Genomic DNA, 24,748 nt, shown 5'->3' on the forward strand with positions numbered 1-24,748 from the left:
ACAGCCACGCGCTATGCTCAGAAAAGCTACCTCCACCGCAAAAGGAGCGATGTGATGTTCCACGTAACGCGCATAGGCGACAAACGCATCGACGTCGATTTTTCCGGCAAGCTCGACAGCAATGAAATGCGCTTCGCGCTCGATGAGCTGATGCGCAAATCAGAAGGCATCACCCATGGTCAGATGCTCTATCGCATCGGCGACTTCGACATGCCGACGCTGGGCGCTGTTGGAGTCGAGCTGTCACGGATTCCGCAGCTTTTTCGCTTCATCCGCCGTTTCGACCGCTGTGCCGTGGTCAGTTCCAGAGAGTGGGTACGCAAGGCCAGCGAGATCGAAGGTGCGCTGATCCCTGGCCTGACGATCAAGGCATTCGATGCGCACCAGAGCACTGAAGCGCATAACTGGCTCGAGGGCCTGCAATAGCCTGCCGGTATCTCAACGCGGCATGCCGAAGACTTGGGTCCAGTAACTGATGGCAGCGCTGTCCGGATTCGTCGCATACGCGGCGCCCATCTCGGTGAAGTCCGCCCGCATGATGTTGCGGCAGTGCCCGGGGCTGGCCAGCCAACCGGCCACGGCCTGCTCCACCGAGCCCTGGCCTGCCGCGATGTTTTCACCGACCCGGCTCCATGCGTAGCCGGCGCGGTTGGCTCGATCGCTGACCTGGCTGCCATTCGGCGCCCGATGGCTGAAGAAGTCCTGATTGGCCATGTCGCGGCTGTGGGCCAGCGCAGCCTCGGCCAGCCGATCATTCCAGCGCAATGCCGGCACCGCCCCGAATGTCTGGCTGCCACAGGTTCGCGCTTGCGCGCGGGCTTCGTTGACCTGTTTCAGAATCTTCTTCCCGACCTCCTGCCAGTCGCCTAGATCCGGCGATAGCAAAGGCTTGGCAAGTAGCACCTGCCAGGTACTCCCCTGCCTGGAGACACCGATTTCCGCGAACTCTTCGCTACGCAGCGCGCCGCAATAGCGTTGCCTGAGCGCATCCATGGCAGCCTTCGCGCTCGCAGGACCGGATATCGAGACCGCTTGCAGTTTCGCCGGACGATAGCCGGACGCTTGCAATGTACGTTGCAGCTGCGCCCCGCTGGTCGTTGGGGCCACGGCCAAGGCATCAGCGGGCGCAAGCGGCCCTACCGCGGCGCCTTTGGCACCGTCGCATGCCTGATCGGTATCGCGGAAAGCGTTGATCAAGCCAATCAGGTCTTCCGGTTCATCGGCGCTGATCCCGCCCGCGAACAGCGCAGTGAGCAGCAGCAATGGGCCTGCCCGCAACACATGGATCAGCGCTCGATCCGTTCGCGTCGAGGCTATCGATGGCGATCTGAAAGCTGTCATGGCAACACTTCGCTCCGGTTTGGCCGTGCCCCGTCAACGCGGAGCCTGACACTGGGTCGTTATTCTGCTGACCACAAGCAGCCGAGAGCGATCCAGGCGAGCAAGCGAAACAGGTCAGCAAACATGCGATCATCGCCCGGCAAAACCGAATGCCACGCGCCACATTCATCGATTCCGAACCACACCCAGCCATGACCCTGTCCGATTTTCTGCTGTTCGCGCTGCCTGCGATCTTTCTCACCGGGCTATCCAAGGGTGGCTTTGGCGGGGCCCTGGGCGGGATCGCCGTGCCTTTGCTGGCGCTCGCCATCTCGCCGAAGCAGGCGGCCGCCGTGATGCTGCCGATTCTCTGTCTGGCGGACGTGGTGGGTCTGAAGGCCTATTTCGGCAAATGGGACGTCCCCAATCTCAAGGTCATGCTGCCCGGCGCGCTGATCGGCATCGCCCTCGGCTCGCTCACCTTCGGCATGCTCGACGAGCGGATGATCGGCCTGATGATGGGGTTCATCGCCGTGGGTTTCGTGGCGCTCGGGCTGATCACCAACAACGACAAGCCCCGCCCTCTGCAACGCGGGCGCGGCACCCTGCTTTCGTCAGTTGCCGGCTTCACCAGCTTCGTCGCGCATGCGGGCGGGCCGCCGATCCTGATGCACCTGCTACCGCAGCAGCTGGACAAGCTGCGCTACGTCGCGACTATCAATTTGTTCTTTCTGATGACCAATGCGATCAAGCTGATTCCCTACACCGCACTCGGCCAGTTCAACCGCGAGAACCTACTACTGAGCCTGGCGCTCTCGCCCATCGTGCCGTTCGGCGTCTGGGCCGGGCTCTGGCTGCACAAGCGCATCGATCACACCTGGTTCTACCGGATCGCCCGCATCGGCATGGCGCTCGCCGGCTTGCAGCTGATCTGGAAGCATCTCTGAAGCCGGACCGGCATACCGCTGGCGCAACAATGCTGAACGATCACAGCTCACCCCAGTCGGAAATAATGTACCCACTGCAACAGGAGTCATCCTCATGCTGAAGTTTCTGGGCAGCACAATCGGCATCATTTTTCTGATCGGTCTGTTGGTGGTGATCGGTTTGTTCATGTTGGTGTTCTAACCACAACGGCAACCAACAGGCGCACAAAAACAGTTCGGCAATTCCGCTGTGCCGAACCCAGCCGTTCTCGACTATGCCGCCGGGCTTTCTGGCGGCATGGTCGTTCTTGCACTGAGTTCGGCGGGCATCGCTTCCGACCTACGGAACCGAATGTCTTGACCGAGACGATGGTCCAAACAGCACCTACACCAACCGAGGATGATGAAATGGGTCTGTTCGACAAGATCAAAGACAAACTGGGCTTGGGCGGCGTCAGCAACGAAGCGCACAAGCCTGCCGCGCCGAATTCGGGCGTCAACCAGCATGCAACTGACACGGTTGTCGATTCCGACCGCCCGACCACAGCCAACAACGCGACCACCACACCGCCCGGAGCCAGCGCATCGACATCGGGTATGGCTGGCAACGCCGGTACGGTCGGCGGCCCTAACAACGTTGTGGATGTCCCGGCGAAGCTCGACGGCATGGCGGCGAATTTTCCGGAGCAGCTGAACTGGCGCACCTCCATCGTCGACCTGCTCAAGCTGCTGGGCCTGGACAGCAGCCTGGAGTCGCGCAAGGAACTCGCTACCGAGCTGGGTTGCCCATCGGACAAGATGGCCGACTCGGCGCAGATGAACATGTGGCTGCATCGCGCCGTGATGCACAAGCTCGCGGAACACGGCGGCACCGTGCCGCCCGAACTGCGCACCTGATGAAGAGCTCGTTCCCACGCGCCAGCGTGGGAACGCAACCCGGACGCTCCTGCGTCCGAAACCTCAACCGTCCAATGAGGGCCCGATCATCTCGGCCAGTTGCGGATAGACCCCGGGGCAGGCGACGAGATAAGGATTGCCAAGCAGCAGCCCGTCGTTGCGAAAGAAGTCGTTCCCTCGTCCGCCCGCTTCCTTGACCATCACCAGCCCGGCCACGCAATCCCAGCTCTTGAGCTCGGTCTCGTAATAACCGAGCAGGCGGCCCGCCGCCACATAGGCGGTCATCAGCGCACCAGAGCCGTTGCGAAAGAACATGCCGCCCGCAGCCAGCAGTTTCTCGAGAAAAGGAATGAAGTGTTCCTTGCCGCGCGGGTGAAAGGTCCCGGTGGCGGTCACGCCTTGGCCCACATGAGTGGCATCGCTCGCCTTCAAGGGCCTGTCATTGACGAACGCGCCTCGCCCCAGACGGCCATGGAACAGCTCGTCATGATTGGGATCGGCGATAGCGCCCAGGTGCGGTTCGCCGTCGATCAGCAGACCGATCGACACGCACCAGTTATGCAGACCGTTGACGAAGCAGGCCGTGCCGTCGATTGGGTCGATCACCCACACGCAGCGGGCGCCGAGTCCAGCGGAACCGCTCTCCTCGCCGAGAAAACCGTCCTCGGGAAAGCGTTCGGTCAACCGACCGCGAATGAAGCGTTCGATCTCTTTGTCGGCGACGCTCACGACATCCTGCAAGTCATCGCCCTTGTGCTCGACCGTCAGCGCGTCGCGCTTGCGGTAGTACTCCATTCCCAGCTGTGCCGCCTCGAGAGCAAGGGCTTTGGCGCAGGCATAACGCGCGTCGATATCGAGTGGTTGCTCGGAACTCATGGCTGTCCTATGAACGGTTGCGCACAATCGCGCGGGGAGCAGGATTTTAATGAATCACGCTATACGGGCATACCACGCCGCAGCCCTTCCCAGTCACAGCGGCGCCATTCCGTCTGGCGCAGTTGCGCCAGACGGAAGCCTGGAGGCGGCTCAGCTTTCGCGTTCGCCGCTGCTGTAGGTCGATCCCGCCAGGTTTTCGCCCGGCGCGGCACGTCCTTCCAAGGGCGGTAACGCCTTGGCCTTTTCGATATCCACGCCAACGCCCTCCGCCAAGCGCTGACCGTAGTCCGGGTCGCAATGCCAGAAATGCCAGATCATGCGCAGACAGATTTCCTCAGGGCATTCCTTGAGGTCGGCGGTTATGTTGGCGATCAGGTCGTCGCGCTCCCAGCCCTCGAAACTGCGGTAACGCTCGCCGGCCTGGTGATAATCCGCGGCGGCTTTGGTCGTCTGATAGCGCCCCAGATGCCCTTCGACCCACTGGTGATAATCCTGCGTGGGCTTGGGTGCTTCCTTGAGTCCGCCGACGGAACTGGGCTCGTAATTGATGTGCGGATTGCCGCCGCCATCGACGAAGTGCGCCATCTGCCCGTCGCGCTGGTTGGTGGCGTACGGGCATTTGGGCGCGTTGATCGGCAGCTGCAGGTAATTCGCACCGACGCGGTAGCGCTGGGTATCGGAATAAGACAGCGTCCGGCCTTGCAGCATCTTGTCATCCGAGAAATCGATGCCGTCCACCAGCACGCCGGTGCCGAAAGCGGCCTGTTCGGTTTCCGCGAAGAAGTTCGACGGGTTGCGATCGAGCACCAGCCGTCCTACCGGGAGCAGCGGAAACTGGTCCTCGGGCCAGCGCTTGGTGTCGTCCAGCGGGTCGAAATCGAGCTCTTCGTGCGGATCATCGGACATGATCTGAACGCACATTTCCCACTCGGGAAATTCGCCCCGCTCGATGGCGTCGTAGAGATCGCGGGTGGCGTGGCCGACATCTTTCATCTGGATTTCAGCAGCCTGCTGGGAGGTGAGGTTCTTCACGCCGAGCTTAGGCTCGAAGGAGAACTTGCAGAGCACCGCCTCGCCCTTGTCGTTGACCATTTTGTAGGTGTTCACGCTCGAGCCCTGCATGTGCCGGTAGTCGGCAGGGATGCCCCAAGGGCTTTTGACCCAGGTCACCATGTGCAGCGCTTCGGGGTGGTGCTGAACGAAATCGTAGAAGCGCCAGGCTTCCTGACGGTTGGACACGGGATCGGGCTTGAAGGCGTGGATCATGTCCGGAAACTTGATCGCATCGCGGATGAAGAACACCTTGAGGTTGTTGCCCACCAGGTCCCAGTTGCCGTCTTCGGTGTAGAACTTAATGGCGAATCCGCGCGGGTCACGGGCGGTTTCCGGTGACTCTTTGCCACCGATCACGGTGGAAAAGCGCAGGAAGACCGGAGTACGCACACCCGCCTTGGTCAGCACCTTGGCGCGTGTATATTTGCCGGCCGGCTCGTCACCGATCTTGCCATAGGGCTCGAACCAGCCATGCGCCGCGGTACCGCGCGCATGCACGACGCGCTCGGGAATGCGCTCGCGGTCGAAGTGGGTGATCTTCTCGATGAATTGATAGTTTTCCAGCGTCGCCGGGCCACGCTCGCCGACGCTGCGCAGGCTCTGGTTATCGCTGACGGGATGGCCCTGACGGGTCGTGAGTGTGTTGCGTTCATCAGTCATAACGGCTCCTGGACAAGTCTAGGATGGGTGCTTTTTTAGGTGAACGGGGTGCTGCAACAAAACCGTGGGGCTATTTACGCCGCCGTCCCGCAGGCCCCTCAGGGCTGCTTCTGCTCTTCGTGCAGTCGAGCGTTGAGCTCATCGACGATCGGTACCCACTCAGCGTCTTCTATCCATTCTTCCGTCAGGAATGCACGCTGCGCGTCGCTCCAGAATGGCGCTTCGGTCAGTTTCATGTGGTTGGGTAGCGGGGCGTGGCTGGAGATGAAATCATCGATGCTGGCCGGGTCTGACGGTAGGCCCAGCTGCTCGAACAAGGTGCGCATGTCTTTGTTGGGAAGTTCCATCAAACGGCTCCTCTGCCTGATCGTTTTGCTGCCTATCGGGGCAGGCGATGCTTCCAGTAGAGGCATTCGAGCAAGCAACAGTTCAACAGATGAAACGTCGGGAACAAGCAGGAAGAAAAAGAACGGGCCTCGCCGAAAGCGAGGCCGTCACGAATTCAAGCCACCTTGTCGAACAACTGCCTGCCTTGGTTCAGGGATTGATCCACAAGCCACTTGCCGTGGGCAATGGACGCCCGCTGCGCTTTATCGAGTTCCGCCATGAAGGCGTGCCCGACCGGGAGCGCCATGCGCCGGCTGGTCTGTCCTTGCGGGTTGGTGATTCGGCAACCGCCCGCCCAGGGCGTCGGCGTGCCGGGGTGCTCCATTACCTCGGCGGTAATGATGTGATCGCGGTATTCACATTGCATCATGGTCATGGTGCCACCTCCTGACTGATGGCCGTGGCAATTCCTAAGCGATGCCGCCACGCGCCAATTGCCCCCCTCTCGTCAAGGTCCGCCACGAGCCTAGCGCGCCGGTCGTCGGCGCTCCTCGTGCGATACCTTCAATGGGTATAGCACAGGCACCGGAGATCGATAGGCCCGGTGGTCGCGCTATTGCCAAATAGGATCAGGTGGGACCGGGCGGTAACTGAGGCGAGGAGCAGGCATCGCGGGGCGATGCCTGCTGTTTCGATGGCGGCCATGCCCAATTCACATGGCACGGCTGGTTTCAGGAGGTACGCAGTTGCTCGTCGGCAAGAAAGTCCGCCTCTAGCAACGCATCCCTGTCTTGTACTTCGAGGGTTTCGCCTTCGATGGGCGTCGGCGCCGTCGCGCGTTTGCTGCGCAGTTTGCCGAACTGGTGCTTGAGAGCGTTGTTGAGCTTGTCGACGGCGCCATCGACGGCCAATTCCAGCGAAGCCGCCTTGTGCGTGACGGAAATCGGCTGCTGGCCTTTCGGCCGGGCCTCCATCTGGCAGCGCTTGTCCTGCGCGCCGGACTTGGAGCCGTTTTCGTCGTTCAGGTGCACCACGACGCGGGTGACGTCGTCGTCGAATCGATCCAGCTTGTCGGCAACAGCGCCACTGACCCAGCCTACGAGACGAGCGCTTCCTTCGATGTGTTTATCGCTATGTACCTGGATTTGCATATATTGCTCTCCCTTCAACGCGATCTGGTAAACCACCGTTCAGCTGCAACGGTCAGGACTAGCAATGCCACCGTTGGCGATATTAAGCAAGGCCAACGCAACGGCATCGGGAGCTCGACCGATGCGTTTTCGGCACGGCGGCACGCTGCCAGCGAAGCGCGCAGGCTCAAGGGAGAGGGATCGTAGCGGAGTGCTGGAGCACGTGCAGTCAGCACGCTCGTTGAGCAATCACTGACTGGTGGACAGCTTCTTCTTCGGATAAATGTCGTAACGGCTGGACTTGCCTTCCAGGCTGTAGCCCGGCTTGGGGCCTTCTATTGCGGGCGCCTTGCGCGGCCGCTTCACCACCACGCGGTGGCTGGCCAGCGCCAACGCCTGTTCCAACAGCGCGCCGGCATCCAGGTCGTCACCGACGAAGGGACGGAACAGGCGCATTTCCTTTTTCACCAGCGCGCTCTTTTCCCGGTGCGGAAACATCGGGTCAAGATAAATGACCTGGGGTGGCTCATCCTTCCATTGGCTCATCAACTCGATGGCGTTGCCGTGAAGCAGGCGCATGCGCGTGACGATCGGACGCACCTCGGCATCGTCTCGCGCTCGCGCCAAACCATCCTCCAGCAGTGCAGCGATCAGTGGCTGACGCTCGCAGAGCAGCATTCCGCAGCCCAGCGTCGCCAAGACAAACGCGTCACGCCCGAGCCCGGCGGTCGCATCCAGTACGCTGGGCCGAATGCCGGGCTGAATCCCGACCGCCTTGGCGATCATCTGTCCGCTGCCGCCACCGAATTGCCGGCGATGCGCGGCGCCGCCTTCGACGAAATCCACTCGCACCGGCCCCGGCGCCTGCGGGCCGAGCAGCTGCAATTGCAAACCGCCCTCACCCAGCTGCAGGGCGAATTCCGCCTCGTCCGCTTGCGTCGGCAAGCCCAACCGCGAGGCCCAGGCGTGCGCCTGCTCGACGAACTCGGGGGCAAGGGCTTCGACACGGACCAACGGGGATGAGGCTGTCATACGGAGCTCGGAAGACGGAAACGCCGCATTTTGCCAGAGGCGATGCCGGCACGCCTCAGCGGCACATGCCGAAACCGCCCATATCGACGTGGAAATGATCGTGGTGAGCGGCGTTGTATTCCGGACTCAGGGTGATTTTGAACGCATCGCAGGCAGCCGCCTTGACCTGGCGAAGGAAGCGCGCCTTGTCGTCGTCGCCGTTCCAGTCACGTGCGACGGTTATCCGCGTGCCGTCCTGCAGTCGAAACCCGGCCAGATCCAGTGCATTGGCCGAAGCATGCTGGCTGCGCCTGTTGCTGCGCGCGATATTGCGGCAGGCAAAGCTGCCGAAATGATCGACGCGCACCACCGGCTGGCCGAACACCTGCTGCGCCGCTGGCTGTAGTCCATGCCGCTCGAACAGCGCGTAGGCCGCAGCCAACGGGCAGGTCGCCAGAAACGCACCATTGAAGCGCACCGCCGAGCCGGTGACACGCACGGCGTTTTCCACCGGACAGCCAGGCTGCGGCGTGCTGTCGGAGACTGCGACGTAATCCAGATCGGAGGTGGTCAGCGCCTGCTCGCAAAGCGTTCGGTCGCTCTGCAGGCGCTGCAGCTTATAAGGCGTGAGCAGGTTCGGCGTCTCGCGGATGTCCAGCGGCGCCCAGGGATTCCACTTCGACGGAACGTCGACGTGGCCGCGCCACACCGCATAAACGAATCCGGCGAGCGCGAGCAGAAGCAATAGGAAGAAGCGGCCAAACGTCATGCTGGCTTTGGCAACGCGAGCGATTCAAGGTTGCAGGTCCGCTTCGTCACCTGCTTCGTCACGCAATACGGCGTCAGGCACCAAGCAACGACAGCTGCGACTCGCTCTGCATCGCAGGCACTGCCAGTGGTGGCAGACCTGGCAAACGCTGGGTGAGCTGTTCATGAAAACGCATGGCCAGATCCGGTGCCAGACGGTTATCCGGCGTATGCAGATAGACATGCGGTTGTTTGCCCGCCTCGATCCAACCCGCGACCTTGTCCAGCCAAGGCGTGAGAAAGGGATCGTTCGCCTCCAGTTCGGGATGCCCGACAAAGCGTACCTGCGGAAATTGACTGAACGCCGCGGGCCGCACTGGAAGCCGCGGCTTCTTGCTTTGCGCATGCAGCAACGCTGGATCGCGTGACCGGCAGCTGAACAGCGCACGTGTGTCCATGCAGATACGCTCCACGCCCCGCCCGTGCAGCAACCGGTTCAGCGCACGCTCCTCCTCGCCCTTGGCGAAGAAGGCGGTGTGGCGCACTTCCACGGCAAGAGGTCGATTCAGGGTCTCGATCACCTGCGCCAGCTCACCGAGGCGAGCCGGGCCGAACGTGGCCGGCAACTGCAACCAGAACGGGCTGACTCTCTGGGCCAGCGGCGCTAGCAGCGAACGGAACGACAGGACCAGATCCAGTACGTCATGCAGATTCGGCGCCTGGCTGATTTCACGCGGTAGCTTGGCGCAGAAGCGAAAGCCATCAGGCATCAGCGCCGCCCAGCGCTCGATCTTTTGCTCCGACGGCCAGGCATAAAGCGTCGTGTTGCCCTCGACGGTATTGAAGATCGAGCAATAGCGTGCAAGGAATTCGGTCGCAGGCAATCCTGGCGAATAAAGCGATCCACGCCAGGCAGCCTCGTTCCAAGAAGGGCAGCCGAGAAAATAGGGAAGATTCACGCGATGCGCGACGCCTTAGGCGTAGAGATCCAGGCCGAGTACTTCGTGCGCGTCGAGATCGGCATTGAAGCTCGCAGTGGTGCCATAGCTCTGCAGCGCCTGGGTCGCACGGCTGGTCAACGGGCGCTCCATCATGGCTTCGAAGCGCGACGGCATGAAATTGCCGGGGACGACCGAGGTGTAGTCGGTGGGCTCGTTTTGCGGGCGTCGAACGAGATGTTCGTAGGTGGGGTCGGCCTGATCGGCTGGCGAAATGATTGATTGGCGCGCCTGCTCAACCGCCTTTTCGCTTTCGCGATAGGGCACCGGCACGTTTTCCCGCTGGGGAACGTACTCGATGGGATAAGCGGAAGGAGCAAAACCGTTGAGGCGCATCATTCACCTATACGAAGTGATGTCGACTCTAGCGAGCCGCCTCGGGATTGGCAATGCCGTCCGTCACCGTGCGGCCTTCGGCGTCGCGACATTGTCACGCAGGTAAATTGGCTGGGCCTGATCGGCTTCTACCGCTTCCCCGCGCTGCCAGCCAAAACTGGCCAGGTGCAGCAGGTCTTCAGCATGCGGCAGCAGCGCGGCATCGACCGTCGCGGGCTGGACGGCAAGACGCTCAGCGTAGCGCCAGCCGGTGCCAGCACCGAACCAGTTACCGGAGCCATCACGCGGCAGACTGATGTGTTCCGGAGGCAGTACGGCTTCGATCCCGGCCAGCTGCATCTCGCCTTGGTGGGCGCGATAACAGCCCCAGTAGACTTCATCCATACGTGCATCGATGGCGACCGCCACCTGCTCCGCGCCATGCTCACGTTGCGCCCGCTGAGCGATCGTAGCGAGCGTCGAAATCGGCAGCACCGGACGCTCCAGCGCGAACGCCAGGCCCTGGACCACGCCAACCGCGATCCGCACTCCGGTAAAGGCGCCGGGACCACGACCGAACGCCAACGCATCGACCGCCGACAAGGCAATGCCCGCCTCGGCCAGCAGCGTCTGGATCATGGGCAGCAACCTTTGCGCATGCAGCCGCGGAATCACCTCGTAATGGCTCAGCACGCGACCGTCATGTAGCAGCGCGACGGAGCAGGCTTCAGTGGCGGTATCCAGGGCCAGCAGTGTGGTCATTGGCGGTTCCGGTCAGTCGAAAAAAGGCGGCGATTGTAACAGCTGTACGCGCGTCAGATTCCTTATGGACAACCCGGCTCGGCGTGAATGCATTGGCTGAAACGAAAACGGCCCGCAAGCGGGCCGTTCTGATTGCCTGGCGAGATCAGCTGAGCGCAGCCAGCACCTTGGCAGTGATTTCTTCCACCGAGCCGACACCTTCGACGCGGCTGCACTTGGGGGTGCCTTCAGCAGCTGCGAGGTTCTGGTAGAACGCCACCAGCGGCTTGGTCTGCGAGTGGTAGAGGCTCAGGCGGTGGCGGACGGTTTCTTCCAGATCGTCCTTGCGGTGAACCAGCTCCTCACCAGTGACGTCATCAATACCAGCGACTTTCGGCGGATTGTGCTCAGTGTGATAGATGCGACCCGAAGCCGGATGCACACGGCGACCGGACAGACGACCCACGATTTCCTCGTCATCCACGGCGATTTCCAGTACGTGGTCCAGCTTCACGCCGGCATCACGCAGCGCTTCGGCTTGCGGAATGGTGCGCGGGAAGCCATCGAAGAGGAAGCCGTTGGCGCAATCGGCCTGCTGCAGACGCTCCTGGATCAACGCGATGATGATCTCATCGGAAACCAGGCCGCCGCTGTCCATCACGTCCTTGACCTGCAGGCCCAGCGGCGAGCCCGCCTTGACCGCGGCACGCAACATGTCACCGGTGGAAATTTGCGGGATGGCGAACTTCTCGGTAATGAAGCGGGCCTGTGTGCCTTTCCCGGCACCGGGTGCTCCCAGCAGAATTACGCGCATGGATGAGTCCTCAAAGTTTGCAAAGGGATGCCGCCAGGATCGTTGGTCTGCAACCCTACCGCTGGCGAATCAAAAAATCTGGCCTGTCGCCATGCGACAAAAGGTTGAACACGATACACAGCGCATAGAACGCAGACAAGCGGCGCCCATGGGCCTTGTTTGGCGAACCGCGCTCCGGAGAATGGAGACGGAAAACCGTCTCTGTATAGTCGAAACGACGTTGGATCGTCACCTCCAGCCGGCCCCGCTTGTACTCATCCCGTGTTGCGCAGTCCCGCTGCAATACCTGCGACGCTGACCAACAGAGCTTGCTCCAACGGGCTTTCCGCCGGGGTGCGCTGCTGTCGCGAACGAGCCAGCAGTTCGATCTGCATCAGATGCAGAGGATCCAGATAGGTATTGCGCAGACTGAACGCTTCAAGGGTGGCGGGACTGTGCACGAGCAGCTCGGACTGGCCGGTCACGCTCAGGACCGCCTCCACAGCCTGCGACAATCTGTCACGCAAATCAGTACCCAGCGACTGCAATTGCGCCGTGACCAGTCGCTCGTCGTAGCGACTGGCGATATCCGCATCGGTCTTGGCCAGGACCATCTCAAGCATGTCGATGCGCGTGCTGAAGAAAGGCCAGCGCTGGCGCATCAGTCGCAGCCGATCGCCTTCGTCGCGCGCCAGCGCGGCCTCCAGCGCCTGCTCCCAACCCAACCAGGCGGGCAACATCAGGCGCGTCTGGGTCCAGGCGAATATCCACGGAATGGCACGCAAGCTCTCGATGCCCCCTTCGCGGCGCTTCGACGGTCGGCTGCCCAAGGGCAAACGACCCAGTTCCTGCTCGGGCGTCGCCTGGCGGAAGTAGTCGACGAACTGCGGGTGATCGCGCACCACGCTGCGGTAGGCCCTGACGCCCTCCTCGGCCAGCCGTTCCATGGTTTCGCGCCAGTCCGGCTCGGGTATCGGCGGCGGCAACAAGGTCGCTTCCAGTACCGCGGCCAGGTAGAGACTGAGGTTCTGCTCGGCGATATCTGGCAGCCCGAACTTGAAACGAATCATCTCGCCCTGCTCGGTGGTGCGGAAGCGCCCCGCCACAGATCCAGGCGGCTGCGACAGGATCGCCGCATGCGCCGGCCCGCCACCACGGCCGACCGTACCCCCTCGGCCATGAAACAGCAGCAACTCGACCTGATGCTCGCGACAGATGTCGACGAGGCTTTCCTGCGCGCGGTACTGCGCCCAGGCCGCCGCGGTGGTCCCGGCATCCTTGGCCGAATCCGAATAGCCGATCATCACTTCCTGCGGACCGTGCAGACGCTGGCGATAACCCGGCAGACCCAACAGCCGGTCGATGGTGGGACCGGCATTGTTCAGGTCATCGAGCGTCTCGAACAGCGGTACGACGCGCATCGGTCGCAGCAGACCCGCCTCTTTCAGCAACAGTTGAACCGCCAGCACATCCGACGCGCCGCGAGCCATGGAGATGACATAGGAACCGAGCGACGCACCCGGCGCCTGCGCCACCACGCGACAGGTCGCCAGCACCTCGGCGGTCTCGTCCGACGGCTGAAAGTGCGGCGGGAGCAATGGACGGCGATTGTTCAACTCGCGCTGGAGGAAATCCAGGCGCTGCTGCTCGTCCCACTGATCGTAGTGGCCGATGCCCAGAAAGTCGGTGATTTCAGCCAGAGCCGCGACATGCCGAGCGGAGTCCTGGCGGATATCGAGGCGCACGAGAAACAGGCCGAAAGCGGCAACCCGGCGCAAGGTATCGAGCAAAGCGCCATCAGCGATCACACCCATGCCGCACGCATGCAACGAGTGGTAGCAGAGTTCCAGCGGCTCGCGCAGCTCGCGATTGTCCTGCAACACCGCTGGCGACATCGGCTGGTCAGCGCCACCGGCCCAGTCGCGCGTGGCTCGCAGTCGTCCGCGCAGCCGCTTGAGCATCACCCGGTACGGCTCAGCCGACTCGCCGCTGTGGCGCAATAATTCCTCACTGGCGGTCTGCATCGACAGCGCAGTGATCAGCCCCTCGATATCGTGCAGAAACAAATCAGCCGCCACCCAGCGCGCCAGCATCAGCACCTCACGGGTCACCTTCGCCGTCACGTTGGGATTTCCGTCGCGGTCTCCGCCCATCCAGGAAGCAAAACGAATCGGGGCGGCGTCCAGCGGCAAATGCAGGCCGGTGCTTTGGCAGAGCGCCTGATCGGTCTGTCGCAGCACATTGGGCAGCGCCTGCCAGAGTGAGTTTTCGATGACGGCGAAGCCCCACTTCGCCTCCTCCACCGGCGTCGGTCGGCTGCGGCGGATTTCCTCGGTATGCCAGGCCTCGGCGATCAATCGCTGCAGACGCAGCTCGATCTGCGCCAGTTCCGCCTGGCCGAGGTCGGTGTGGTCGCGTGCTGCCAGCTGCGCGGCGATGGCGTCGTATTTCTGGATCAGAGTGCGTCGCGATACCTCGGTCGGGTGGGCGGTCAGCACCAGCTCGATGTCCAGCCGGCCTACTTGCCGCGCCACGAATTCCTGGGCGAAGCCCTCGCCTTTGAGCCGCTCGAGCAACCCACTCAGCACACCGGCCTCGAACGGCGCCGGCTCGCCGGGTCGGCGGCGGCGGATCTGGTGATACTGCTCGGCGATGTTGGCCAGGTTGAGGAACTGGTTGAAGGCGCGGGTCATTGGCAGCAATTCATCGTCGGCCAGCCCATCAAGGGTTTCCTGCAGCAACCGCGCATCGTCATCTGACCCACGTCGCGCGCCCTTGGCGCCTTTACGGATGCGTTCGATCTTGTCAACGAAGGCATCGCCGTGCTGCTCGCGAATGGTGTTGCCCAGCAGTTCGCCGAGCAGATGAACGTTTTCGCGCAGTCGCGCGTCGATCTTCGCCATGGTCCTGTCTCCCGGGTCGCATCACCGAAAGCGCCTTTCGATATGCGACCGATTGCTGAACGGCTACCTGTTAGAACCCTCCAAACAGAGTGCCCAGCGTCTCCGTCGAAGACAAGGCGTAGCGAAAAATGCCAGTTCGACGGCCGCTCGCACTCCACGTAGATATCGCTCGCCACGGCGGGCTAAGGATGGAGTCAATGAAAATCTCAGAACTGGTCCGTGAGTGGGAAAGCAGCGCCACTGGCCGCATGAGCAGCACGCAGTACAGCATCCCCCTAGACGTCGAGAGTGCCGCACGGCTGGCTGCCCTGGCGGAGATGTACCCCAAGCGCAGTACCGAAGAGCTGCTTGGCGAATTGGTCGGCGCCGCGCTCGAAGCCATCGAGACCAGCCTTCCCTATCAACAGGGCGCCAAGGTCATTGCCACCGATGAGCAAGGTGATCCGATCTTCGAGGACATTGGCCCGACACCGCGTTTCCTTGCCCTGTCGCGTAAGCATCTCGAGCGCTTGCTCACCGAGCAAGCGGAGCATTCCTAACGTTGCTCAGGTGGCACCGTTGCTCGGCGGCAAAGCTGTTCGCAAGCCTGCTAAGAGGCGACGCTCAGCTGCGCATCGCCCCTTTCTCGATCACACCGAAAAGCTGCTGAAAAGCCCTATCCAGAGGTTTCGTTTGCATCTGCGCTGGAACGATTGAGCGCCGCCGGCCTCACAAAAACATGCCCGTCGTGATTGGCGGACCCTTGAGTAAGGGCCGCTGCGGGCACTGTTCCGTGATCTTCAACTGGAGACTGGCCATGAAAATGAACACCATCGAAAGCCCTCTATTGCGATCTCAGTTACCCAAGCTGGCAGCCGTTGCATTAGGCGGTCTGCTGCTGGTTGGTTGTGCCGGCAATCCACCGAACGAACAGTTCGCCGTGACCGAATCCGCGGTACGTAGCGCCGTAAGCGCGGGCGGCACCGAATACGCCGCCGTTGAAATGCGCAACGCGCAGGAAAAATGGAAGCAGGCCGAGCTGGCCATGCAGAAGGAAAATTACGACGAAGCGCGCAAACTGGCCCAGCAAGCCGAGTGGGACGCTCGCGTCGCCGAGCGCAAGGCCCAGGCCGCCAAGGCGCAGAAGGCTGTGGAGGACGCCAACCGGGGAATCCAGGAGCTGCGCGAAGAAAGCATGCGCGGCACCCAGTGATCACCCTCCATTCCCACGCCTTCAAGACAGGATGATTCGTTATGAATAAATTACTGACGCTCCCTACCGTTCTGGCCATGACCATCGGCTTGGCCGCCTGCTCCTCGCAGCCCAACCAGAATCTCGAGCAGGCACGCGGGCAGTATTCGCAGCTACAGGCCGACGCCCGCTCCGCCACCCTGGCAGCGCTGGAAACCGAAGACGCCGGCAAAATGCTGGAGAAGGCCAACCAGGCCTACCTGAGCGATGCGGACGAAGAAAAGGTCGATCAGCTCGCCTATCTGACCCAGCGTCGAATCGAGCTCGCTGAGCAGACCATCGCCCTGCGTACCGCCGAGCAGGAAATCGAGAAAGCCTCTGCCAAGCGCGCCGAAGCCCGCCTCGAATCGCGGGAGCAGCAGCTCCAGCGCCAGCAGGAAGAAATTCGCAAGTTGCAGCAGGATCTACAAGCCAAGCAGACCGAACGCGGCACTCTGGTGACCTTTGGTGACGTACTGTTCGACCTCGACAAGGCGGAACTCAAGCAGTCCGGCATGCGCGGTGTGCAGAAGCTCGCCGAATTCCTCAATGACAATCCGGAGCGCAAGGTCGTGGTCGAGGGCTACACCGACAGCACCGGCGCGGCCAGCTACAACCAGCAGCTCTCCGAGCGTCGTGCCCAGTCCGTTCAGCGCGCCCTGACCCATGCGGGTGTCGATCCGCAGCGCATCCAGACGGTCGGTTATGGTGAAGAGTATCCGGTGGCAAGCAATGGCTCGACCTCAGGCCGGGCGATGAATCGCCGCGTGGAGGTGACGATTTCCAATGACAACCAGCGCGTCGCGCCACGTTCGTCCATGGAATGATCGGCCTCGTTCACGAGGCTTCTGTACGCCCGCCCTCGTGGCGGGCTTCAGGCTGCTGATACGTCTTAGCTTCGCCCACTCCCCCATCAAGCGCTAAGCCGTGTGCGGCCAATGCGCCCAGATTGCCTTCCAAGTTCGCCGCTCATACATATAGGTAGCCGGCTCAAGCGACTCGTCACCTCTCGAAGCTGACACTGTTCGCTCAAGACTTAGCTGAACGCATCGACAAGCATCACTGTTGGGTTGCCGGTGCCTCGCTCATCGGCACCTGCTGCCCCATGCAACGAATCGCACGCTTGCGGTTGTCTACCAGCACGCCGGTCAACCCCTTCTGCTCGGTGTCGAAAAGCACCAGCACACCATCAATGCATTCGGCCACCTGCGGTGCGGGCTTGAGCGAGACGCGATAGTCTTCGCCGGGAATGGTCTTGAGCATGGTGTAGTCGGCCAGCAGCAGGGCATCCTCCGGCTTGGCGATATGCACGTAGCCATAGTACGACAGCACCACGACGGTACCGATGACGCTGCCGATGGCGGTGAGGATCAGCGGGATGGGGTTACGTTCGGACATGGTCGGGCTCGCCTGATTTGAAATGCCGCATTGTCGCAAAATTAACGCTGAGGTGGAGAAGACACGCCGCTGGACAGTGCGACGTGGCTGGACAAAGCACGCGTAGAACTGTCGTTCTGCCAGCAAGATTTCCCTCAGCTGATTACCTGCCATTAGCGGAGCGAATAGCGCTTCCCGCTGATGCGATTACAGCTGAAGGTTGAAACTGCTTTCTTCCGACCGAACGAGCAGCCATGAATACTTTCGCCCGTCCCGATGCCTTCGATCTCGACCAAGCCTTTGCCGCCATCCCCGACCTCATCGCGCACCGGGCGGCGCACCGGCCGGACCATGCCGCACTGATCCAGGAAACCCGCCGCCTGAACTTCGCCCAGCTCGACGCTCGCATGAGCGAGGTGGCCGCCGCGTTGCAGCGCGACGGCGTTGGGCCGGGCGATGCCATCGCAATCTGCGCACTCAACTCCATCGAGTACGCGATTGTATTTCTCGGAGCCTTGCGCGCCGGCGTCGCGGTAGCCCCACTGGCGCCGTCCGCCAGTGCCGAAAGCCTACTAACCATGCTGACGGACGCCTCGGCCCGACTGTTGTTCGTCGACGCGCCATCGGCGCAGCACCTGGAGCCGGTCTCGGCGCAACTCCCCTGCCGGGTACTGCGACTGGAACAGACAGCCACGAACGGGCTGTCCGAATGGCTGAGCAATGCGATGCCGGAGCCGGTGGCGATCCAGCCGAGCTGGGCGTTCAACATCATTTATTCGTCCGGCACCACCGGCGAGCCCAAGGGCATCGTGCAATCACACGCCATGCGTTGGGCGCATGTCCGTCGCAGCGTCGCCTACGACTATGGGGTCAATGCCACCACGCTGATTTCCACGCCGTTGTACTCCAACACCACGCTGGTCGCCTTTCTGCCGACGCTGGCGCTTGGCGGCACGGTGGTGCTGATGAGCAAGTTCGAAGCAGGCGAGTACCTGCGGCTGGCGCAGCAGCACGGCGTCACCCATACCATGCTGGTGCCGGTGCAATACCAGCGAATCATGGCGCGCGACGATTTCGGTGACTACGACCTCAGCCGCTTCCGCTACAAGATGTGCACCAGCGCCCCGTTCAACGCCTCGCTCAAGGCGGACGTTCTGTCGCGTTGGCCGGGTGCCCTGATGGATGTCTACGGAATGACCGAAGGCGGCGGCACCTGCATCCTCGCCGCCCATGAATATCCAGACAAACTGCACACTGTCGGCAAACCGGCCGACGGGCATGACATTCGCTTAATCGACGACGAGGGCAACGAGCTGTCACCCGGCGCCGTAGGCGAGGTAGTCGGGCACTCGCCAGCGATGATGATCGGATACCTGAACAAGGCGGAGAAAACCGCCGAAGCCGAATGGTTCGACGCCAGCGGCAAGCGCTTCATCCGCACTGGGGACGTCGGGCGCTTCGACGATGAAGGCTTCCTGACCCTGCTCGATCGCAAGAAGGACATGATCATCTCCGGCGGCTTCAATCTGTACCCAAGCGATCTCGAAACGATACTGCGCGAACACCCAGCGATAGCCGACGCAACCGTGGTCGGGATGCCATCCACGCGTTGGGGCGAAACGCCGGTGGCCTTCGTGGTGCTGAAGTCCGGCGCGATGGAAACGCCCGAAGCGCTACTGGACTGGTTCAACGGTCGTGTTGGCAAAACCCAGCGCCTGGCACGCCTGGAACTGGCTGACGAGCTACCGCGCAGCGCCATCGGCAAAATACTCAAGCGCGAGCTACGCGATCGCTACCTGGCCGAGCATGGCATAGCGGACTGAGCGGACCGGCAACGCCGGCCGGTGAATAACAAAGTCCCGTTCAAAACCCCACGGCATGATGGCCCCGCCTGTAGGAGCGAGCTTGCTCGCGAAGCTTTTTGGTTCGAAGGACCCAGCGCCCCCCCTCGCTCCTGCTACGGAGGCGGAGTCGCTTAAGCCGAAAAAACGCCGCACCCTGCATAGAAGCGGCGTTTTTCTAATGGAAGGCATTACGCCTCGGGCAAAGCCGCTGGCTTCGAGCGGCAGAAATTTTGTCGCCGCGGGACGCGCCTCCCAGCGGAGCGAGCCCCCGCTCTTCAATAACCGCGCTGGATATCAATGACGCCGCTGATGGATTGGCCCCTTTCCAGCGCCGAGATCTTGCCGGTGATCTGAGCAATGGTCGCTTCGCGCAGGGTCCGCGCCGAGACATGCGGGGTGATGGTTACCTGCGGCATGTGCCAGAACGGATGCGTCGTCGGTAGCGGCTCCTCACGGAACACGTCGAGCACGGCGCGAGCCACGCGACCTTCTTCGATGGCGCGGCAGATATCCTGATCTACTAGATGCTCGCCGCGACCGACGTTGATCACCACGGCATCGGGCTTGAGCTTCGCGAGCAGCGAATAGTCGATCAGATCGCGGGTGCTGTCGGTCAGCGGCAGCGTATTGATCAACACGCGGGTTTCGCCAAGAAAGCTGTCCAGTTCGGCCTCGCCGGCGAAGCTGCGCACGCCCTCGATGTCGTACTTGGAACGCGCCCAGCCGCACACGGGATAGTCCAGCCTGGCCAGGGTGCGGGCGACGCGCTGGCCGATATGGCCGAGCCCGAGCACGCCAACCGGCCATTCGCTGCGCTCGATCGGCCGGCGCAGTTTCCACTGCCCAGCGGCCTGCTGCTCGCGGTAGGCGTCCATGTCGCGGCTGATGCCGATGACGTGATACGCCACGTATTCGGCCATTTGCACCGACATGCCGGCATCTTCCAAGCGCACCACCGGAATGTCGCGCGGCAGGTTCCGTACCCGGACCAGCGCATCCACGCCAGCGCCGAGATTGAAGACGGCCTTGAGCTGCGGTTCCTTGTCGAACAAGGCGGCCGGCGGATGCCAGACGATGGCGTAGTCGGCGCCGTAACTCGGGCTGTCTGAATGCCAAACCTGAATCTCGGCTTCTGGAAGATGCTGCTGAATCAGGTTGGTCCAGCGCTCGGGCTTGGGATCGGCGGCAACGAAGAGGATTTTCATGGGCGCTCTGCTTCAAATTATTGGAAAGGATGCCATCTGCGGCAGATGCTATATCGCGTAGACGTGACCGTTGGCCTCCAGCAGGCGCAACAGCGCCGGCCAGGTCAGCTTGGCGGCTTTGCCCAGTTCGGCCGATTGCTGGCGAGTGGTCTCGATGGCGGCGGCGGAGGGTTGATAGGTCGGCCCGCAGGATTGTGCACGCACCTGAATCTCGCAAGCCTTCATCAGGAAATAAAGATAGGTGAAGGCTTCGGCGACGGTGCTGCCCGCCGTAAGCACGCCATGGTTGCGCAGGATCATCATCTGCTTGTCGCCAAGATCGCGGATCAGCCGTTCGCGCTCGCTCAGGTCCAGCGCCACGCCTTCATAGTCGTGATAGCTGAGGTGATCGAGGCAAAGCATCGCGGTCTGGCTCAGTGGCAGCAGCCCATCGCGGTGCGCCGAAACCGCCGTGCCATCGGCGGCATGCAGATGCATGACCGCACCGGCATCTTCGCGGCCCATGTGAATAGCGCTGTGGATGGTGAAACCAGCCGGGTTGACCCGGTGCAGACTGCCGCTCTGGACGATCTGTCCTTCGCTGTCCACTTTCACCAGCGACGAGGCGGTGATTTCCTGGAACAACAGGCCATACGGGTTGATCAGGAAATGATGCTCAGGCCCTGGCACGCGAGCAGAGAGATGAGTGAAGACCAGATCATCCCAGCCGAAGTGCGCCACCAGCCGATAGGCTGCGGCGAGGTCCTTGCGAACCTGCCATTCCGCATCCCGAGTCGTCGAAGTTGAAGCTTGCATAGGTCTTCTCCATTGGTTTCGAAGGCGCCAGACAGCGACCTACAGCCGGGACGGTGCCGTCAGGCCTCCTGCGCGCTGGCGTGTTTGCGGTTCTCTTCTTCCTGCAAGGCACGCCACATCAGCTTGCCGGTAGACGAACGCGGCAATGACGCTACGAACTCGACGTACACCGGCGCCTTGTAGGCCGCCATCTCCGCCTTGCACCAGTCGATGACGTCCTGCTCGCTGACCTGTCCGGCCTGGCCGGCGCGCAACACCACGCAAGCCTTCACCGTCTCGCCGCGCTTGGGATCGGGGCGCGAGATGACGCAGCATTCCTGAATCGCAGGATGGCGGTACATCAGGCTTTCCACTTCCGATGGCCAGACCTTGAAGCCCGACGCATTGATCATGCGTTTGACCCGGTCGACCATGAAGAAATAGCCCTCCTCGTCGTAGTAACCCATGTCGCCGGTGCGGAAGAAACGCTTGCCGTCCAGCTCGATAAAAGCACGTTCGGTCTCTTCCGGACGGTTCCAGTAGCCGACGAACACCTGCGGACCGTGGCTGACGATTTCACCCACCTCGTTGGGGCCGAGTTCGCGTTGCGTAGTCAGGTCGATGATTCGGCTGTCGACATCGAACACCGGGATACCCAAGCACTGCGCCTTGGGCTGCGCCACCGGGTTGATATGGGTGGCGGCGATGGTTTCGGACAATCCGTAGCCCTCGATGTAACGCAGGCCGGTGAGCCGGTGCAGCTTCTCCTCCACCGCCTTGGGCATCGCCGCCCCGCCCCCGCCGACGCTGACCAGGCTGGACAGGTTGTAGCGCTCCAGGTCCGGATCGGAGAGAAAATCAATGGCCATCGTGGCGATATTGACCCAGCCGGTCACCTGGTGGCGCTCGATCAGCTGTGCCGCGACCTTGCGGTCCCAACGGGTCATGATCACGGCGGTGCCGCCGTTGTAGATCGGCCCGCTCATGGCACCCTGCATGCCGGTGACGTGGAAGTACGGCAGTGTCGCGAGGATCACCGATTCGCTGGTGCTGTTGGTCCAGACCACGCGGTGAATGATCGTCGCCATGGCTGAGCGATGGGTATGCATGCAGCCCTTCGGTGCGCCGGTAGTCCCGGAGCTGTAAGGAAATACGCAGAGATCGTCCGGTCCTACGGTGTGCGGACCGGGCGTATAGCCTGCGCTCACCGCCTCGCTCCAACCGATGCCGCCGGCGAAATCCGGCAAAGTCGCCGCGGCCTGCACTTCCGCTGGCAACGCCAGGTCGGTGGGCTGGCGAACGTAATCCGAATAGGCCGCGACGATTACCTGGCGCAGCTGCGCGGCACCAACGAGCGGTGCGATGAAACCGGTCAGTTCCTGGCCGCAAATGCAGACCGCCGCGCCGGTATCGTGCAGGTAGTGTTCCAACTCGGCACTGTGGTTCATCGGGTTGACCGGTATCACCACCGCGTCCGCGCGCAGGATCGCGTAGTAGGCGATGGTGAACTGCGGTGAGTTCTGCATGTACAACAGAACGCGATCGCCCTTGGCGACACCCAGATGCTGCAGGTAGCCGGCCAGCGCTTCGACTTCGCGCAGTAGTTCGGTATAGGTGATCAGGGTGTCGTAATAGACGATGGCCGTCTTGTCCGGGAAGCGCCGGGTGGAAATCTCCAGATTGGCGAACAGGCTGGTTTCCGGGACCGTCAGGTGTTTGGGCAGATCCGCAGGCCAGACCGCATGATGACGAGTGAACATTGCAAAGCTCCTGAATCGCTATTAGAGGGCCAGTTCGGCCATGGCCCGTTCTTCGCCCCACTCGAGCCAGCCCCGGGTGTCGCGCAAGGGTGTGAGGGCGATGCGCTTCTCGCGCAGCGCAGTGACGTCCGCCTCAGGCGCGACGATATGCGCCGAGGAATGCTCGAAGCCGAGCCACCAATACGGCAGCCCGCGACCGTCCCGGCCTGCCTGCAAGCGCGGGCGCGTAATCGAGCCGCGCGACTGTTGGGTCATCCGCAGATGGGTAACCGCCTCTGCCGGACAGGCGGGGAAGTTCAGGTTCCAGCAACAGCCGCCGTCCTCGCGACGTGCCCAGAGCGCGCGGATTGCGATTTCAGCGTAGGTCTCGACACAGGACCAGTCGATACTGGTGCGGTCGAGAAAGGCCTGGCTCAGCCCGATGGCGGGCAGCCCCAGGAGGTCGGCACTGAGCACCGCACCCAAGGTTCCGGAGTAAGGCACCGAGTCGCCGATATTGGCCCCGCTGTTGACGCCGGACAGCACCAGATCGGGCGGCGAGTCCTGCAGCCACTCGGCCATGGCGAACATCACGCAATCGGACGGCGTGCCAGAGATGGCGAAGCGCCGCTCGCCGTGGCGGTACGCCCGTAGCGGCGAATGCACCGAGATACCCTGACCGGTGCCGCTCTGATCGTGCTCGGGTGCGACTACCCAGACTTCCTCGGCCAGTTGCGCGGCGATCCGCTCGAGCAGTGCCAGCCCTGGTGCGGCTATGCCGTCGTCGTTGGTCAGCAGGACGCGGCGCAGCAATGGACCGCTCATTTCAATTCTCCCTTGCCGCCTTGGGCGATGCGCCAGCCCGCTTCGGCCAGCAAGCCGGCGCGTTGACCGACCTGCAGCGCATCAGCATTGCTGGCATTGCCCTGCAACGCTCGCGCATAGACACCCTGCAGAATCGCCGCGAGACGGAACAAGGAAAACGCCACGAAGACATGCCAATCGGCCACTTCGGCGCGACCGCTCTGCCGGCAATAACGCTCCAGCACCTGCTGCTCGGAAGGAAGGCCCTGCGCACGCAGATCGATGCCGACCAACCCACGCAGGCCATCGACACCGGCTGGCAAGTGATAAGGCAGGCAGAAATAAGCGAGATCGGCCAGCGGATGACCCACGGTGGACAGCTCCCAGTCGAGAATCGCCGCTACCTTTGCCTGGTCCGGCTCGAAGATCAGATTACCGAGGCGGTAGTCGCCATGGGCGATAGCGCATTCATCGTGCTGCGGCACTTGCTCCGGCAGCCATTGCATCAGCCGCTCCATCGCTGGCATGTCGCCGGTGCGGGACGCCTGGTACTGGCCGGACCAGCGCTTTACCTGACGGGCAAAATAGCCCTGAGCTTTGCCGAAATCGCCCAATCCCACCGCCTCGACATCGACCCGATGCAGGTCAGCCAGCGTATCGATGGCCGCCAGATGCACCGGCTCACGCTCATGGACCGCCAGCTCATCCAGTGCCGGATGACTGAAGATTCGCCCCTCGATGTGATCCATCAGATAGAAGGCGGTGCCGATGATGCCTTCGTCCTCGCACAACAGATGCACACGCGGCACCGGCACCTGGGTGTGTTCGGACAGCGCGCGGATCACCTTGTATTCGCGTTCGACCATGTGCGCCGAAGGCAGCACCTTGCCCGGTGGTTTCTTGCGCAGCACATAGCGACGCCCTGCCGTCTCCAGCAGGTACGTGGGGTTGGACTGGCCGCCCTGGAATTGCTTGATGCTCAGATCGTCATCACCCAGCTGCGGCAGATGCAGGCGCAGGTAGCGCGTCAGCGCAGCTTCATCGAAGCGATGTGCCGGCAAAACCTCGATCAGTTCGGGTTCGTTCATTGACGGGCCC

Annotated in this window: 26 protein-coding genes; 7 read left to right on the forward strand and 19 right to left on the reverse strand. The window is 62.3% G+C overall.

All coding sequences use genetic code 11. The annotated features are described in order from the left end of the window. Nucleotides 1-54 precede the first annotated feature (54 nt). Entirely contained in the window at nt 55-426 is a 372-nt protein-coding gene (locus NA645_RS05980; RefSeq protein ID WP_131648104.1) for an STAS/SEC14 domain-containing protein, read from the forward strand. A 12-nt stretch (nt 427-438) separates the two neighbouring features. Here NA645_RS05980 and NA645_RS05985 read toward each other — a convergent pair whose 3' ends face one another. After that, on the reverse strand, nt 439-1,341 hold the full coding sequence (locus NA645_RS05985) for a CAP domain-containing protein (RefSeq protein ID WP_256047994.1): 903 nt from the start codon (nt 1,339-1,341) through the stop codon (nt 439-441). Between the two features lie 191 nt (nt 1,342-1,532). On the opposite strand from NA645_RS05985, the gene NA645_RS05990 reads away from it, so the two are divergent. Beyond that, on the forward strand, nt 1,533-2,267 hold the full coding sequence (locus NA645_RS05990; protein ID WP_256048094.1) for a sulfite exporter TauE/SafE family protein: 735 nt from the start codon (nt 1,533-1,535) through the stop codon (nt 2,265-2,267). A gap of 387 nt (nt 2,268-2,654) precedes the next feature. Next, the gene (locus NA645_RS05995; protein WP_256047995.1) at nt 2,655-3,143 is read left to right on the forward strand and encodes a DUF3597 domain-containing protein; all 489 of its coding nucleotides are present in this window, start codon (nt 2,655-2,657) and stop codon (nt 3,141-3,143) included. Between the two features lie 63 nt (nt 3,144-3,206). On the opposite strand, the gene NA645_RS06000 is transcribed toward NA645_RS05995, so the two are convergent. The 12 genes from NA645_RS06000 to ppc form a co-directional block, all read right to left on the reverse strand. Beyond that, a complete protein-coding gene (locus NA645_RS06000; RefSeq protein WP_256047996.1) occupies nt 3,207-4,019 on the reverse strand; it encodes an inositol monophosphatase family protein in 813 nt (270 codons plus the stop codon). 150 nt (nt 4,020-4,169) lie between these two features. After that, nucleotides 4,170-5,732, reverse strand: coding sequence for a catalase (locus NA645_RS06005; protein ID WP_256047997.1), 1,563 nt, complete (start codon nt 5,730-5,732; stop codon nt 4,170-4,172). A 98-nt stretch (nt 5,733-5,830) separates the two neighbouring features. Beyond that, on the reverse strand, nt 5,831-6,079 hold the full coding sequence (locus NA645_RS06010; RefSeq protein ID WP_256047998.1) for a DUF2789 domain-containing protein: 249 nt from the start codon (nt 6,077-6,079) through the stop codon (nt 5,831-5,833). A 155-nt stretch (nt 6,080-6,234) separates the two neighbouring features. Next, nucleotides 6,235-6,495: a hypothetical protein gene (locus NA645_RS06015; protein ID WP_131648097.1), complete on the reverse strand. Its 261-nt coding sequence runs from the start codon at nt 6,493-6,495 to the stop codon at nt 6,235-6,237. A 295-nt stretch (nt 6,496-6,790) separates the two neighbouring features. Then, nucleotides 6,791-7,210 carry an HPF/RaiA family ribosome-associated protein gene (locus tag NA645_RS06020; protein ID WP_256047999.1) on the reverse strand — a complete coding sequence of 140 codons (420 nt, stop codon included), beginning with the start codon at nt 7,208-7,210 and terminating at the stop codon, nt 6,791-6,793. 228 nt (nt 7,211-7,438) lie between these two features. Beyond that, complete coding sequence (locus NA645_RS06025) at nt 7,439-8,221, reverse strand: class I SAM-dependent methyltransferase (RefSeq protein WP_256048000.1); 783 nt, start codon at nt 8,219-8,221, stop codon at nt 7,439-7,441. A 55-nt stretch (nt 8,222-8,276) separates the two neighbouring features. Beyond that, on the reverse strand, nt 8,277-8,969 hold the full coding sequence (locus NA645_RS06030; protein WP_256048001.1) for an extensin family protein: 693 nt from the start codon (nt 8,967-8,969) through the stop codon (nt 8,277-8,279). 73 nt (nt 8,970-9,042) lie between these two features. Beyond that, nucleotides 9,043-9,906: a DUF72 domain-containing protein gene (locus tag NA645_RS06035; RefSeq protein ID WP_256048002.1), complete on the reverse strand. Its 864-nt coding sequence runs from the start codon at nt 9,904-9,906 to the stop codon at nt 9,043-9,045. 15 nt (nt 9,907-9,921) lie between these two features. Beyond that, nucleotides 9,922-10,284 (reverse strand): hypothetical protein, encoded by a 363-nt coding sequence (locus NA645_RS06040; RefSeq protein ID WP_256048003.1) that lies wholly within the window; start codon nt 10,282-10,284, stop codon nt 9,922-9,924. Nucleotides 10,285-10,344: 60 nt separating this feature from the next. Further along, nucleotides 10,345-11,022, reverse strand: a complete 678-nt coding sequence (gene tsaB, locus NA645_RS06045; protein ID WP_256048004.1) for a tRNA (adenosine(37)-N6)-threonylcarbamoyltransferase complex dimerization subunit type 1 TsaB — start codon at nt 11,020-11,022, stop codon at nt 10,345-10,347. Between the two features lie 145 nt (nt 11,023-11,167). Further along, entirely contained in the window at nt 11,168-11,815 is a 648-nt protein-coding gene (adk, locus tag NA645_RS06050) for an adenylate kinase (protein ID WP_256048005.1), read from the reverse strand. Nucleotides 11,816-12,069: 254 nt separating this feature from the next. Continuing rightward, the gene (ppc, locus tag NA645_RS06055) at nt 12,070-14,697 is read right to left on the reverse strand and encodes a phosphoenolpyruvate carboxylase (protein ID WP_256048006.1); all 2,628 of its coding nucleotides are present in this window, start codon (nt 14,695-14,697) and stop codon (nt 12,070-12,072) included. Nucleotides 14,698-14,894: 197 nt separating this feature from the next. Between ppc and NA645_RS06060 the strand changes: the two genes are divergently transcribed. The 3 genes from NA645_RS06060 to NA645_RS06070 all read left to right on the forward strand — a co-directional run bounded on the left by NA645_RS06060 (nt 14,895) and on the right by NA645_RS06070 (nt 16,734). Further along, nucleotides 14,895-15,236 carry a pilin assembly protein gene (locus tag NA645_RS06060; RefSeq protein WP_256048007.1) on the forward strand — a complete coding sequence of 114 codons (342 nt, stop codon included), beginning with the start codon at nt 14,895-14,897 and terminating at the stop codon, nt 15,234-15,236. Nucleotides 15,237-15,493: 257 nt separating this feature from the next. Continuing rightward, a complete protein-coding gene (locus NA645_RS06065; protein ID WP_256048008.1) occupies nt 15,494-15,889 on the forward strand; it encodes a DUF4398 domain-containing protein in 396 nt (131 codons plus the stop codon). Nucleotides 15,890-15,930: 41 nt separating this feature from the next. After that, complete coding sequence (locus tag NA645_RS06070) at nt 15,931-16,734, forward strand: OmpA family protein (RefSeq protein WP_256048009.1); 804 nt, start codon at nt 15,931-15,933, stop codon at nt 16,732-16,734. A gap of 232 nt (nt 16,735-16,966) precedes the next feature. Here the strand turns inward: NA645_RS06070 and NA645_RS06075 are convergent, their stop codons facing one another. Then, nucleotides 16,967-17,305, reverse strand: coding sequence for a hypothetical protein (locus NA645_RS06075; RefSeq protein ID WP_256048010.1), 339 nt, complete (start codon nt 17,303-17,305; stop codon nt 16,967-16,969). 233 nt (nt 17,306-17,538) lie between these two features. Between NA645_RS06075 and NA645_RS06080 the strand changes: the two genes are divergently transcribed. Further along, nucleotides 17,539-19,107 (forward strand): class I adenylate-forming enzyme family protein, encoded by a 1,569-nt coding sequence (locus tag NA645_RS06080; protein ID WP_256048011.1) that lies wholly within the window; start codon nt 17,539-17,541, stop codon nt 19,105-19,107. Nucleotides 19,108-19,403: 296 nt separating this feature from the next. Here NA645_RS06080 and NA645_RS06085 read toward each other — a convergent pair whose 3' ends face one another. Genes NA645_RS06085 through NA645_RS06105 form a run of 5 tightly spaced genes read right to left on the reverse strand, consistent with a single transcriptional unit; the run spans nt 19,404 to nt 24,738 of the window. Continuing rightward, complete coding sequence (locus NA645_RS06085) at nt 19,404-20,333, reverse strand: 2-hydroxyacid dehydrogenase (protein WP_256048012.1); 930 nt, start codon at nt 20,331-20,333, stop codon at nt 19,404-19,406. 48 nt (nt 20,334-20,381) lie between these two features. Next, complete coding sequence (locus tag NA645_RS06090; RefSeq protein WP_256048013.1) at nt 20,382-21,128, reverse strand: class II aldolase/adducin family protein; 747 nt, start codon at nt 21,126-21,128, stop codon at nt 20,382-20,384. Nucleotides 21,129-21,187: 59 nt separating this feature from the next. Next, complete coding sequence (locus tag NA645_RS06095) at nt 21,188-22,867, reverse strand: long-chain fatty acid--CoA ligase (protein ID WP_256048014.1); 1,680 nt, start codon at nt 22,865-22,867, stop codon at nt 21,188-21,190. Between the two features lie 21 nt (nt 22,868-22,888). After that, nucleotides 22,889-23,671, reverse strand: coding sequence for a 5'/3'-nucleotidase SurE (gene surE, locus NA645_RS06100; protein WP_256048015.1), 783 nt, complete (start codon nt 23,669-23,671; stop codon nt 22,889-22,891). Further along, a complete protein-coding gene (locus NA645_RS06105; protein WP_256048016.1) occupies nt 23,668-24,738 on the reverse strand; it encodes a phosphotransferase in 1,071 nt (356 codons plus the stop codon). Before NA645_RS06105 ends, surE begins: the two co-directional genes overlap by 4 nt. Nucleotides 24,739-24,748: the final 10 nt, after the last annotated feature.

This window comes from Stutzerimonas stutzeri (assembly GCF_024448955.1).
GTDB classification, from domain to species: Bacteria; Pseudomonadota; Gammaproteobacteria; order Pseudomonadales; family Pseudomonadaceae; genus Stutzerimonas; species Stutzerimonas stutzeri_AQ.